Raw genomic sequence first — 13,782 nt, 5'->3', positions numbered from 1 at the left:
GCAGCTTGAGCGATCAGCCAATGCGCGCGAAGCAACCAACCTTCACCTCAGGCAGTTTTTTCGGCCGACCTTTGTGACACCTGAAGGCCAACCATCCGTGCAATCACGATCGCCACGTAGAGCTGCCCCACCATGGCTTGCAGCACCGATAGCATTTTCGCAGGACGGGACAACGGCACCACATCACCGTAGCCAAGCGTTGTCAGCGTCACGTTGCTGAAGTAAATGAACTCGCTGATCAACCGAGTGTTCTGAACAGATCCCGTGTTCACAACCGGGAACAAAAACGCGCCGGGTTGAACGAGTTCGGCCAACGTGTAAAGAAAAGCCCAAAGCAACCCGAGCAAGAAGTAGATCGAAACTGCGCCAATGATTCGATTGGCATCGATCGGCCCTTCACCAAACACGTGTTCTCCAACAGCGTAGATCAGGATCAGAAAAACCAAGGCGAAGCACGAATCACTGACGATCGCCAACCACATCGCCCCCGTGATCTCGTTGGCCCAAGAGGTCGCGTAGGCCACACCCCCAGCCAGCAACGTGCACCACATTCGGGACGCCGATCCGGTCAGCGAACGAATCGCGGAAAGAACCACCAGAAAGAACAGTGCGTTGAGAGCCACTCGATGAATCATGTTCTCGGACGACAAACACGATTGAATGAAAATCAGGGAAACGAGAGCGAGCAACAACTCCCCGTGACGAGGTCGTCCCCGCCAGCGATGCGTTTCAGGTTGGAGCGTAGGAATCATGCAGACGGATCGTGGAACGAGGAAAGTGGGTCTCAAATTGTAGTGTGAGAACTCTCCAGCGGAGACTTTCTCGCGTAGGACGTTCATTCCCCGTCGTGTAGGATGCTACGGGGATCCCGCCACCCAGCCGATTTCACATCGTTTCGTGAGGTTTCCCCACTTCCCAATACGAAGGGTCACGGCTCCTGCCGCTCCCTTTCTTTGCAATGGTTCATCACGCAGTCCCCTTTTGACGCATGAACAAAATCCATCCTTCACCAGCCCTCCGGATGCTTGCTCGGGTCAGCATGGCTGCTCGTCAGGCAAATGGCCTTCGCTCGCTGGCGTCCCTGCTGTTGGCCCCGCTGTGCTGGCTGTCCTTGATCGGCTGCACCCCCGCCGTCAACGAGTACCAAGCCCCGCCGCCTCCCGACGTGACAACGGCAAACCCCGTTCAACAAAGCCTCACCATTTTCATCGAAGAAAATGGTGAAACCGAAGCGGTGGAGCAGGCGGATGTGCGGGCCCGCGTCGGCGGATTCGTCGAAGAGCTGTCCTTTGAGCCCGGACAATTTGTCAATGAGGACCAGGAGCTCTACCGAATCGAACCAGATACCTATCAAGCCAATCGCAATGCCGCCGCCGCTTCGGTGGAAGCCGCCAAGGCTTCCATCCAAGTCAGCGAAGCCGCGCTGGCATCCGCACTCGCCTCCGTTCAAAAAGCTGAAAACGATCTCAAACGCGAACAACGTTTGAAAGCGTCCAACGCGGGATCGCAAGCGACCTTCGATGCCGCAGTGGCAGCTCGAGACTCGGCCATGGCTCAAGCGAAAGCAGCCGAAGCCAACATCGAGGCAGACAAAGCCAAACTGCTGCAGGCCCAAGCCCAACTGGCTCAAGCGGAATTGGATTTGAAATACACCGTGGTCCGTGCCCCGATCGAAGGCCGTGTCTCCAAAACACAAGTCAAACTCGGCAACCTCGTCCAAGTCGGTAGCACCCTGGCAACGATCGTGGACCAACGAAAGATTTTTGCCAACTTCAGCATCAGTGATCGCAAACTGCTGGAACTGGTCGAAGCTCGACCAGAAACCGAAGAACCTGCCGACTCACCCGAAGATTGGTCGAAGATCCCGGTCTACCTGCAACGCGACGGGGACTCCGGGCAATGGCTGTCTGGAAAACTGGACTACGTCGACCAACGTGGCATCGACCAAAAAACGGGAACGTTCGGACTGCGTGCTGACTTCGACAACCAAGACGGCAAGTTGCTGCCGGGGATGTTCGTGATCATCCGGTTGCCGGTTCGCGAAATTGAAAACGCCATTCTGATCCCTGAACGTGCCATCGTTCGAAATCAAACGGGATCGTACGTGATGCTGGTGGGCTCCGAAAACCAAATTGAGCAACGCGAGATCACCGTCGGCCAAACACTCGATGGATGGGCGTTGGTCAAAGAGGGACTGTCCGCCGACGACACCTTTGTGCTGGAAGGTCTGCAGCGAGCCCGACCGGGAAGCACGGTCTCTCCCAAGCCAACGGAACTGTCGACCCAAGGCAGCCCCATGCTGCAAGCCGCGATCGATTCCAACGCCGGAGCCGCTACCTCGGGAGCCGCTACCTCGGGAGCCCCCACCTCGGGAGCCGCTGCTGAACCGACACACACGGTCAATCCGACCGACGATGAACCCGTCTCCGATTCATCCACTGCGGACTGATCCATGTCAAAGTTCTTCATCTACCGTCCGATCTTTGCCACGGTGATCTCCATCGTGATCGTGATCGCCGGCGCGGTTTCGTTCTTCGGCCTGCCGATTGAAAAGTTCCCGCCGATCACGCCGCCCACGGTCCAGGTCACCGCCGTCTATCCCGGTGCGAACGCTCGAACCGTCGCCGAAACCGTGGCTGCTCCCATCGAGCAAGCGGTCAACGGCGTCGAAGGCATGATCTACATGTCTTCTACCAGCACCAACGAAGGCCTCTACACGCTCACGGTCACGTTCGAGCTGGGCATGGATTTGGACATTGCCTCGGTGCTGGTTCAAAACCTGGTCGGCAGTGCCGAGGCCAGCCTGCCACAGGAGGTCCGGCAACAAGGCATCACGACAAAGAAACGTTCCACGCAAACCCTTCAGTTCATCGCGTTGACGTCCCCCGAAGGCAGCCATGATGGATTGTTTCTGAGCAACTTTTCGCTCGACATTCGAGACGAGATCAGCCGCATCAAAGGGGTGGGCGATGTCCAATCCTTTGGCGATGGCGACTACAGCATGCGGGTCTGGTTGGACCCACGCTTGCTGAAACAACGTGGACTCACCACCGAAGATGTTGTCGCGGCCATCTCGGAACAAAACGTTCAAGTCGCGGCGGGACAAATCGGCGCTCCCCCCGCTCAATCCGGCACCTCGTTTCAGTTTTCCGTCAACACGCAAGGTCGCTTTTCCAGCGTCGAACAATTCCAAAACATCATCGTCCGCACCGGCGACAATGGAGAAGTCCTGCGATTGGGCGATCTTGCTCGCGTCGAACTCGGTTCCGAAGCCTACACGTACTCCAGTTCCTTTTCCGGCGACGCTGCCGCCACGATCGCGATCTACCAACTTCCCGGTGCCAACGCCTTGGAAACCGCAAAAGCGATCCATGTCAAAATGGAAGAGCTTTCATCGGCATCCAACTGGCCCGACGACGTCGCGTATCAAATCGCCTACGACGCGACCGAATTCGTCAACGCCTCCATCAGCGAGGTCTACAAAACGCTGGCAACGGCGATCGCACTGGTTGTGCTTGTCATCTTCATCTTCCTGCAAGACTGGCGTGCCACGATTGTTCCCGTCGCAGCGATCCCCGTGTCGCTGATCGGCACCTTCGCCATCATGGCAGGCATTGGATTCTCACTGAACATGCTGTCGTTGTTCGGCATCGTGTTGGCCATTGGGATCGTGGTGGATGATGCGATCGTGGTCGTCGAAAATGTTTCTCGACACATCGCCAATGGTTTGTCCAGCCGCGACGCGGCCGTCAAAGCCATGTCCGAAATCACCGGCCCGGTAATCGCCACCACCTTGGTGCTGCTGGCCGTGTTTGTGCCCTGTGCGTTCATGCCCGGCATCACCGGCGAGCTGTTTCGGCAATTCGCTCTGACCATCTCCGCGGCCGTCGTCATCAGCACGATCAACGCGTTGACACTCAGCCCTGCCCTCTGCGGAATCTTCCTGCGCCCCGCCACGGAAACGCGATTCATTGGCTTTCGTTGGTTCAACCAAATCTTTGACCGAACCACCGCCATCTATGGTGCGACGGTCGCACGTTTGGTGCGACTGACATTGATCGTCTCCGTGGCTTCCATCGCCTTGGTGATGGCAACCGGCTGGATGCTCACCCAATTGCCAACCGGTTTCGTCCCGGACGAAGACCAAGGCGTGCTGTTCGTCAACGTCCAACTGCCTGATGCGGCCAGCAAAGAACGCACCGATGCAGTGATCCGACACTTGGATGAGGTCTACTCGCAAACCCCAGGGGTCCAAGGCTGGTTGTCCGTGACGGGATATTCCTTGCTGGGCGGCAGCGGTGGGCCCAACGTCGGGTTCTCGGTGCTGGTCCTGAAACCCTGGGATGATCGCGATGCAACCACCGAGAGTGTCGCTGCGATTCAACAATACCTGCAACGAAAATTTGCGAGCGAACAACGGGCCATGTTGTTCACGTTTGCTCCTCCACCCATCGACGGTTTAGGAACTGCCGGCGGATTTCAAATGGAAGTCCAAGACCGAGGCAGCAACGGCTACCTGCCACTGCAAAATGCAACCGAAGAACTGGTTGCCAACGCCTCCACCCAGTCCAGCTTGGCAGCCCTGAACACTTCCTTCCGAGCCACCGTTCCCCAACTCTATGTGGATGTGGATCGCGAAAAAGCGAAGACGAAGAACATCCCATTGAGCAGCGTTTTCTCGACCTTGCAGACCTCCCTCGGATCGGCCTACATCAACGACTTCACGCTCAACAACCGTTCCTACCAAGTTCGCGCGCAGGCCGAGGCTCCGTTCCGCCGAACGGCATCCGATATCACGCAACTGGATGTTCGAGACAGCAACGGCAACATGGTGCCGCTGGGCTCCATCGTGACCGTCCGCGATGACTTTGGTCCCGATGTTGTGCGACGCTACAACATGTATCCCAGCGCCGCGATCAACGGGTCCGCCGCCCCAGGCGTCAGCTCAGGCTCGGCTCTGGTACTGATGGAACAGACCGCTGACCAATCGCTGCCCGCGTCCTTCTCATATGAATGGACCGGGATGTCATTCCAAGAGAAACAGGCCTCCGGTGGCCAGTACCTGATCTTTGGATTGGCCATTCTGTTTGTGTTCTTGGTCCTTGCCGCTCAGTACGAAAGTTGGACCAGCCCCGCGGCCGTGATTGCCGTGGTGCCGCTCGCCGCACTCGGTGTCGCCCTGTCATTGATGCTGCGAGGAAGCGATAACAACACGTACACGCAAATCGGTATCGTGCTGTTGGTCGCGTTGGCCAGCAAAAACGCGATCCTGATCGTGGAGTTTGCCAGCGAACTGCGTTCCGCGGGTCGATCGCCTCGAGAAGCCGCGACAGAAGCTGCCAAACTCCGGTTCCGAGCCATCTTGATGACAGCGTTCTCCTCGATTCTGGGCTTCCTGCCGTTGCTGGTCGCCTCCGGTGCAGGCGCCGCCAGCCGACAAGCCGTCGGCACCGCCGTGGTGGGAGGCATGATCGCCGCCACCATTTTTGCACTGTTGCTCGTCCCCACGTTCTTCGTCGTCTTCCGAACACTCTCCGAACGCATGGCTGGCAAGTCCGACAGCTGATCTCACGGCCCGACAATCCGACTTGAATGGCACCGTCCACGGTGTCTTCAGTTCGCCACGATCGGGTCGTTGGAACGCGGTCCCAAGCGTCCCGCCATCACTTGCGCCACCGGACGCGTGACATCCATCCGGTCCAAGGCAATCTTGATCGCTGCTGTGATCGGCGTCGCCAAGAACATCCCGGTGATGCCCCAAAGCGTTCCCCAAAACATCAATGCCAACAGAATCACCACCGGGTGCAGATCCGCCGAGTTCCCCATCAACTTCGGCTCCAGCAAATTGCCGCTGGCAACCTGAATCGAGCAGGTCACCGCAATCGCGGTAATCATCCAAGTCAGACTGCCGTCGGGATGCAGCAAAATGAACGGCAGTGGCAGAATGCTGGCCAAGATCGGACCGATGTTGGGAATGTAGTTGAGCAAGAAAGCCAGCAGTCCGAACGTGAGCGCCATCGGCACCCCAAACAACCACAGCGCCATCCCAAAGACGATGCCGGTTGCCAAAGAGATCATCGTCTTCACAAACAGATACGAGCGAACCTGCCGATTGACTTGATACGCCAACGTGTTTTCGCCGTAGCCGCTCAAGTTGCCCAGCAGCAGGAAGAACACGTAGATCAAAATCACGATGCTGGTCGATCCCAACTGAAACAGTTCGCTCGACAAAGACGCGACACCGTTTCGCAAAAACTCCTCGAGTTGAGCCCGCAAATCCGCCGCTGCGTTGGCGAGCAACTCATCGGGTTCCGCCTGGTTCGTGGAGACAACTGGTGCCTCGACTCCCTCCACCAAATCGGCGACCGCGGCTTCGGATCGCTCCGTCACTTCCTTGGAATCAAATCGCTCAGCAACGTTGTCGTGCAGCCAGCCTTCCGCGTTCGAAACGATCTCCGACACCCGCATCCGGTACAACTTGCCCTCTTCCGACATTTGGGCGATCGACAACCAAATGCTCATTCCAACCAAACACGTGCCACCGATTGCCAACACAAACGTGACGCCTGCCGCGACCACACGATTGACATTCAATCGCGCTTGCAGGAAATCCAAAATCGGCGTGATTCCGCTGACAATGAACAACGCCACCACAAATGGAACCAACACCGAGCGCAGCCAGTACACCGCCGCCGTCAAGGCGATCGCGGTGAGAATCAGCAAACAGGCGTCCTGAACCGAGTTGCTTCGTGAAGGCCGGTTTGTCATGGGTGGCTTCGTCTGGATTGCGTTGAAAAGAATGAGACCAGCGTCGATAATCCGCCATGAATGCTCACGGGACTATACCAAAACACTGATTTCACCATCAAACGCGAATCCTTGCGAGAGCCTCTCCGCCACCGGAATCGAGCCTCCGAGCCGATGGCAGCGTTGTCTATGGCATCGCTGATTCTGCCAACTCAATCCGGGCCATCAACTTTTCCCGCAACTGGTTCTGAATCGCTTCGTACTGAGGCTGGCCACTGACGTTGTGCTGATGCAGCGGATCCGCTTTCCGATCAACCAGCAATTCATGCTCAACGCCTGCCCTATCACTCGCCCCATCGGCTCGCCATCGCACAAAGAAGTGATCCTCCGTGGTCAAGGCATCCCCCGGACCAAACCGCGTGTACGCGTCTTCACGATGAACCTGGGTTGGGTTTGACAACAAAGAAGCAAAACTTTTTCCGTGAATTGCGTCTTTGATTTCAATGCCCGCCAGCTCACACAACGTCGGATGCACGTCGACAAACTCAACGTGAGAAGGAATCACCGCGTCCTTTGCGATCCCTGGCCCCTTCATCCACATCGCGGTGCGAAGCGCATCGTGCAGCAGTTGGTTCTTGGCCCACGAATTGTGCTCACCGAGCAACCAACCATGATCCCCCAAGACAACCACGAGGGTGTTTTGATCCAAATTGAGCTCTCGCATTTTCGCAAACACGCGTCCCATCAAATCATCCGCTTGCGTCACCGAAGCGTAGTACCCCTGACGCATCCGTTGATGGTACTCGTCGCTGTTGTATTCCACCCTGCGTGACAGATCCAACGTCATCGGGACGTATGCAAACTGCTCCCGCACCAAACGAAACTCGTCCGGCATGGGCTGTGGCAATCGCCGGTTTTCAGCCAGCCTCACCTCCGCCAACGGGTACCGGTCGTAGGTTTCCTTCGGCGAGTAAAACGGCATGTGCGGTTTCGCCAAGCCGCATGCCAAGAAAAACGGCTGGTCCTGCTTCGAAAGACGTTCCAAATCCGCCATTGTTCTTGCGGCGATCGTTCCGTCGTGCGTGTCCATCACATCGACTTCGCCGGCCTCCCACATCGGCACCTTTTCTTTGCGTTCCTGGGCGTTCTTGCCTTTGATCGTCTGCTCACGTTTCTTCTTCCATTCCTTGGTGGCGTCATTGTAGAACGTGCGACCGCTCGTCTTGGGCCGCCAAGCAGGCTCGCTCCACGACCGATCGTCCGTGTCCTTCTTATGATGAAAGACCTTGCCGTTGCTGATCGTCGTGTAGCCGGCTTCCTTGAATCGCTGCGGCAACGTTTTCACATCCGCTGCATCGCGTTCCGCCCAAGTGAAGAAGTTAGGGAACCGCTCCACCGTGGGATACAAGGCCGTGAACAAACTGGCCCGCGAAGCACCACACGTCGGCACCTGACAGTATGCGTTTTCAAACCGAACACCAGCCGCCGCCAACGCATCAAAGTTCGGAGTTTGCATCGACGAATGCCCGTAGTCACTTGTCTGCGGACGCAGATCATCAATGTAAAAAAGCAACACGTTCGGGCGATCAGCCAACGTCGCCGTTGCATAGAAACACAACGCCAATAGGAAGACAAATCTTTTCACGGGACTCTCTGGAACAGGTGGGGGATGGAACTCGACTTCGCAATACAGTGCCAGCCATACGCTGCGTGACCGGAGGGCTCGCGGGATGTTGATTGAGTGAGCCGCTTCGGCGTTGGCCTCGGCTTCGCCGTCACAGAACCGGGGCTAACGCTGGACTGTCAAGATTGTTTCCGAACAGCACTTCAACAAAAAAACCGTTGAGCAACTACGAAACGCTCAGTTCGATTGCTCCAACTGATGCCGCAGCAACCAAGCGTAGACCTCGGGGTTCGCATACGTTGCCGTCCAACTGTCATGCCCCGCATCGGGGTAGATCGTCAGCTTCACGTCCCCGCCAGCTCGCTGGATCGCGGTGACCATCTCTTCGCTCCCGCTGAGTGCCACGACAGAGTCCTGGCCACCATGAAAGACCCAAATTGGAGTCTTGGCAAGTTCGTCTGCCCACTCCGTTTTGCCACCACCACAAATCGGAATCGCCGCTGCAAAGCGTTCGGGATGAGTCGCCGTCAATCGCCAGGTTCCAAATCCGCCCATGCTCAAACCGGTCACGTAAACGCGCCGCGTATCAATCGAGAGTTGGCCTTCGACATGATCCAACAACGCCATCAACTCATCCGCTTTCCATGACTCAACGACCTCTTTGCGATCTCTTCCCGGCATCGGACTCTGCGGTGAAACGATCACAAAGGGCAACTCCTTGCCTTCCTTCCCGACTCGCTTGGGTGGCCCATGCACTGCGATCTGCTGAAAGTTCCCGTCGCCGCTCTCGCCCAACCCGTGCAAGAACAACAACAACGGCACGCGCTGACCGGGATCGTAGTCCTCGGGCGTGTACAGCAGGTACGGCAGCCGATCCGGTCGCCCCTCCGCAGGTTTCGGGATCGCAAAGAAGTTCTCGGTTTGCTCGCCCGGTTCAATCTGAATTTTTGAATTCGCCTCGGTTGTCGAGGCCGTTTCTGTGGGCTCTTGCGCCGACAGCGTCCCGCCCTGGAAACCACTCCAACCAACTGTTGCTGCGGCGAAAATCACACCGACTAGAAAATCACGTCTCATCACTTGCCTATACCATTGGAGCAATCAAAGTTCATTCGTGCTGGTGTCAAAACGAAAGCGACGTCACCCAGCGATTCTTCCTGGGACGAAACTTCACCCCAACGCAGCATAATCCACCGCTAGCGGGCGTTTGCGTCCTATCAGGCGTTGCGGTGAAACATCGCTGCCAAGCGCATTGTATCATCGACGCTCAACAGGCAGGCCGGATCGAGCCGCTTTGGCACTGCTCCGGCAGATGAGCGCCCCCTTCAGGCAAGTCATTGCCAGATGTGCGTCGCAAAGCCTCCTTCCTTCGCCCGATGGAGGCTAGCACGCTCCAATGAGTCACTCATTCAATCGACGTCCTCCGGGATAGCGTTCCAATCAGAGGAACGAATCGGGACTTTTTTTCACGCTGCCCATTCTCACTCGCACCTAGAAAATTCCGCGATGATGTATCGACCACTGTCGACCTTGCTGCTTTGGATGCTGCTCGCCATTCCGCATGCTTTCGCAGAGTCCCCCCAATCGCCTACAAAACCGAACGTTCTGTTCATCGCGATGGACGATCTGAACGATTGGATTGGTTGCTTGGGAGGACACCCACAAACCATCACGCCCAACTTGGATCGACTGGCGGCCAGCGGCGTGCTGTTTTCCAACGCTCATTGCCCGGCACCGGCTTGCAACCCCTGTCGCTCGGCCGTCTTCACGGGCCGAGCTCCCAATCAAACCGGGTTGTATGACAATCGCCAACAGATGCGAGAGATCATGCCGGACGAAGTCATCTTGCCACAGTACTTCCGCAATCATGGCTATCACGCCTCGGGTTCTGGCAAACTGCTTCACTACTTCATCGACGCCGATTCTTGGGACGAGTACTTTCCCAAAGCCGAATCGGAAAATCCCTTGCCACAAACGTTCTACCCCACCCAACGTCCCGTCAGTTTGAAACGAGGCGGTCCGTGGCAATACGTTGAAACCGACTGGGCCGCGCTCGACGTGACGGATGAAGAATTCGGTGGCGACTGGGCGGTCAGCCAGTGGATTGGCGACAAACTTCTCGCCGAACATGACCAACCGTTCTTCCTTGGTTGTGGAATCTACCGACCGCACGAACCCTGGTTTGTTCCCAAGAAATACTTCGAGCCATTTCCGCTCGAGAGCATCCAGCTTCCACCGGGATACCTTGAGAATGATTTGGACGACGTGCCCGCCGCCGGCCAACGCGCCGCTCGCAATCGCTACTTCGCTCACATTCAAGAACAAGACCAATGGAAGCAAGGCATCCAAGGCTACCTCGCGTCGATTCACTTTGCCGATGCCATGCTGGGCCGCGTCCTGGACGCCTTGGAATCCGGCCCCAACGCGGACAACACAATCGTGGTTCTCTGGTCGGACCACGGGTGGCAACTGGGCGAAAAAGAACACTGGCAAAAGTACACCCCATGGCGAGCGGTGACCCGCGTGCCCTTGATGGTTCGCGTGCCTAAATCGCTCAGCCCATCGCTGCCCGAAGGCACACCCTCCGGCGTCGTCTGCGATGCCCCCGTGAACACACTCAGTCTGTTCCCGACGCTCCTCGATTTGTGTGAACTGCCTTCGCGGCCGCAAAACGACGGACCAAGTCTACTGCCGTTGCTTCACGATCCGGACTCAAAGGACTGGACGCGTGATTCCGTCACGTATCTCTCCCAACCCGGAGCTTACGCGATCAGCGGACGGACTCATCGTTACGTTCATTACCCCGACGGCAGCGAAGAACTGTATGACATCCAATCCGATCCCTACGAATGGGAGAATCTCGCGAGCAAGCCCACTGCCCTCTCACAACTCACCCACTTTCGATCCATCGCACCCACCAAGTTTGCAAAACGGATCGAACCATCGGTGAAGTCACTCGCGAAACTTTCTTTCCATCCGATCGATGACGATGCCGCTCCGGCATCCAAACCCGCCGGGAACAAGTTCCCTGTGCACTTCCTCAACCAGCAACGTGACCCGGTCGAACTCTGCTGGATGGATGAAGAAGCGAACCCCAAACCCTACGGCACCATCCGCCCGGGCGAAACCCAAACCCAATCCACTCGCCCCGGCGCGGTGTGGATGGTCCGAGAACCTGCCACCGGCAAACCTCTGGGCTACTTCCGTGTCGGTGACCGCACCGCCCAAGCCGTCATTCCCGCCACCAAACCCAACGTCGTCATCATCCTCACCGATGACCAGGGCTGGGCCGACCTGAGTTGCCAAGACGTCGTCGACGACATCCAAACGCCGCACATCGATGCCCTGGCCGCTCGCGGGGTTCGCTGCACGAATGCTTACGTGACCTCGCCACAGTGCAGCCCATCGCGTGCCGGGCTGATCACCGGGCGTTACCAACAACGTCTCGGCATCGACACGATCCCAGACATGCCGTTGCCAACCGAAGCCGTGACCATTGCCGAGCACTTGCAACCACTTGGTTACCGCACTGGAATGGTCGGCAAATGGCACTTGGAACCCAACGTCACCTGCGCCGACTGGATCCGCCGCGAACTACCGGCGATGGCGAACAAACCACGACGACAAGTCCGAATCCCATGGCCAAAGATCCAACCGTATTCTCCCGCTCAACAAGGTTTCGACGAATACTACTGGGGAGCAATGACGAACTATCGCACCAACTTTGACCTCGCCTCAGATGATCTGCTTCCAAAGATGAAGCAACTTCACGACGAACGATTTCGCATCGATGTGCAAACCGATGCCGCCGTCAGCTTCATCGACCGCAATCATGACCAACCGTTTTACTTGCAGTTGAACTACTACGGACCACACACGCCTCTCGAGGCCACGGAGGAGTACCTCGATCGGTTCCCAAAATCGATGCCCAAGCGACGGCGATATGCACTCGCGATGCTCGCCGCGATCGACGACGGCGTCGGACGGATCGTTGACCAATTGAAGACCCACGGTTTGCTGGACAACACCTTGGTGGTCATGACCAGCGACAACGGCGCACCACTGAAGATGACCAAGGTCGACGCCCCGATCGATGGCGACGCAGGCGGTTGGGACGGATCCCTCAATGACCCTTGGGTCGGCGAAAAAGGGATGCTTTCCGAAGGCGGCATTCGCGTCCCAATGATCTGGAGTCTACCCAGCCAACTGCCCAGCGCCATCACTTACAACTGGCCCATCAGCACCCTCGACATCGCCCCCAGCGTCTTGCAGCTCGCCGGTGGAAAACTCGATCCAAAAAGCGAACCCTTCGATGGCATCAACCTGATCCCGCGATTGAACGACATCCAAATCCCCTCCACACGCACGTTGTACTTTCGCTTCTGGGACCAAGCCGCGGTCCGGCAAGGCAAATGGAAGTACATCTTCGTTGGCGACGGCCGACGTTACCTCTTCGACTTGGAAAGTGACCAACACGAGCATCGCAACCTGATCGCAAGCTACCCAGAACTTGGGAACAAATTGCACGCCTCCTTGCGAACCTGGACCTTGGAATTGGATCCGCCCGGCTTGCCCCAAGGCAAGAAAATGCGAGAGCGAGACTGGTACGACTTCTACTTTGACGATCACCCCAGCTCGAAGTCCAAGTGAACGTCACGCCATCCACCGCGACTCAAACACCCGGCGTGACAAAGTCATGCCACTGAACTCCATCGGGTAGCGTCGTCGAATTCGCGAATTCCAGATGCAAGATTCGGCGGTGACGACGCGTGCCGGGCTGGGATGATCCGCTGCTGTGACTGATCAACGGACGCATCGCCAACACGTCACCACCCGCGGCATAGACGGGAACCGCCGACTCCACACCGTCTCCTTCACAATCGCTCGAGTGATGCGAACCGGGGATGACTTGCAATGGCCCGTTCTCTGAGGTGACTTCGTCCAGGTGAATGCGAAGCGTCAGCATTCGCTGCAAGACATCGTCGCTTGCAATCAAGTGCGGCACGCCAGCCTTCCTCGTCGGCCGAGAAAAACATGCCGACTCCACCGAGTTGTCACGCACGGCGATGGAAGTGTCCTTGTGCCATGGCAACGCCCACGTTCGATCCGGCGGCTTGTCAAAGAACAACGCTCGCACCAATCCCAGACCGTCACCCAACTCAGCTCGCAAGAAAGACAGCAACGGATCCGACTGCCAAACGGTGGTCACCTCCGGGATGCTGGCGATCAAATTGCGTGCGGCGTAGACATGCCCGCGACTCGACCGAGCCCGCACGGACTCGGATTCCGCGACCAAAGTTTGCGTGCACACCTGCAACAGATGCTCGACCACGGAAGACGTCACCGCCCCACGAAGCACACAGAATCCATCTCGATCCAACGCCTCGTTCGCCATTCCATTCCCCGCCATCAAA

General features: G+C 57.4%; 8 protein-coding genes. 3 read left to right on the top strand and 5 right to left on the bottom strand.

Translation table 11 applies throughout. From position 1 onward, the window contains the following. Positions 1–47: 47 nt before the first annotated feature. On the bottom strand, positions 48–752 hold the full coding sequence (locus RISK_RS23905; RefSeq protein WP_047816844.1) for a potassium channel family protein: 705 nt from the start codon (positions 750–752) through the stop codon (positions 48–50). A 236-nt stretch (positions 753–988) separates the two neighbouring features. Between RISK_RS23905 and RISK_RS23900 the strand changes: the two genes are divergently transcribed. Beyond that, positions 989–2,449 carry an efflux RND transporter periplasmic adaptor subunit gene (locus RISK_RS23900; protein WP_236696640.1) on the top strand — a complete coding sequence of 487 codons (1,461 nt, stop codon included), beginning with the start codon at positions 989–991 and terminating at the stop codon, positions 2,447–2,449. Positions 2,450–2,452: 3 nt separating this feature from the next. Next, complete coding sequence (locus tag RISK_RS23895; RefSeq protein ID WP_047816843.1) at positions 2,453–5,566, top strand: efflux RND transporter permease subunit; 3,114 nt, start codon at positions 2,453–2,455, stop codon at positions 5,564–5,566. Positions 5,567–5,613: 47 nt separating this feature from the next. Here RISK_RS23895 and RISK_RS23890 read toward each other — a convergent pair whose 3' ends face one another. The 3 genes from RISK_RS23890 to RISK_RS23880 form a co-directional block, all read right to left on the bottom strand. Continuing rightward, positions 5,614–6,768 carry an AI-2E family transporter gene (locus RISK_RS23890; protein WP_083435148.1) on the bottom strand — a complete coding sequence of 385 codons (1,155 nt, stop codon included), beginning with the start codon at positions 6,766–6,768 and terminating at the stop codon, positions 5,614–5,616. A gap of 166 nt (positions 6,769–6,934) precedes the next feature. Then, the gene (locus tag RISK_RS23885) at positions 6,935–8,392 is read right to left on the bottom strand and encodes a sulfatase (RefSeq protein ID WP_160311497.1); all 1,458 of its coding nucleotides are present in this window, start codon (positions 8,390–8,392) and stop codon (positions 6,935–6,937) included. 216 nt (positions 8,393–8,608) lie between these two features. Continuing rightward, complete coding sequence (locus tag RISK_RS23880; protein ID WP_047816841.1) at positions 8,609–9,445, bottom strand: carboxylesterase family protein; 837 nt, start codon at positions 9,443–9,445, stop codon at positions 8,609–8,611. A gap of 429 nt (positions 9,446–9,874) precedes the next feature. Between RISK_RS23880 and RISK_RS23875 the strand changes: the two genes are divergently transcribed. After that, positions 9,875–13,018, top strand: coding sequence for a sulfatase-like hydrolase/transferase (locus tag RISK_RS23875; protein ID WP_083435146.1), 3,144 nt, complete (start codon positions 9,875–9,877; stop codon positions 13,016–13,018). Between the two features lie 22 nt (positions 13,019–13,040). Here RISK_RS23875 and RISK_RS23870 read toward each other — a convergent pair whose 3' ends face one another. Further along, positions 13,041–13,763, bottom strand: coding sequence for a phytanoyl-CoA dioxygenase family protein (locus tag RISK_RS23870; protein ID WP_047816840.1), 723 nt, complete (start codon positions 13,761–13,763; stop codon positions 13,041–13,043). Between the last annotated feature and the right edge of the window lie 19 nt (positions 13,764–13,782).

The sequence above is a fragment of the Rhodopirellula islandica genome (genome assembly GCF_001027925.1).
Lineage (GTDB): Bacteria > Planctomycetota > Planctomycetia > Pirellulales > Pirellulaceae > Rhodopirellula > Rhodopirellula islandica.
The sequence above is the reverse complement of the archived record's forward strand: the minus strand, read 5'-3'. Positions and strand labels throughout refer to the sequence as shown.

Coding starts and splice junctions, on each gene's coding strand:
- RISK_RS23905 (WP_047816844.1), bottom strand. CDS start 752: ATGATTCCTACGCTCCAACCTGAAACGCATCGCTGGCGGGGACGACCT.
- RISK_RS23900 (WP_236696640.1), top strand. CDS start 989: ATGAACAAAATCCATCCTTCACCAGCCCTCCGGATGCTTGCTCGGGTC.
- RISK_RS23895 (WP_047816843.1), top strand. CDS start 2,453: ATGTCAAAGTTCTTCATCTACCGTCCGATCTTTGCCACGGTGATCTCC.
- RISK_RS23890 (WP_083435148.1), bottom strand. CDS start 6,768: ATGACAAACCGGCCTTCACGAAGCAACTCGGTTCAGGACGCCTGTTTG.
- RISK_RS23880 (WP_047816841.1), bottom strand. CDS start 9,445: ATGAGACGTGATTTTCTAGTCGGTGTGATTTTCGCCGCAGCAACAGTT.
- RISK_RS23875 (WP_083435146.1), top strand. CDS start 9,875: ATGATGTATCGACCACTGTCGACCTTGCTGCTTTGGATGCTGCTCGCC.
- RISK_RS23870 (WP_047816840.1), bottom strand. CDS start 13,763: ATGGCGAACGAGGCGTTGGATCGAGATGGATTCTGTGTGCTTCGTGGG.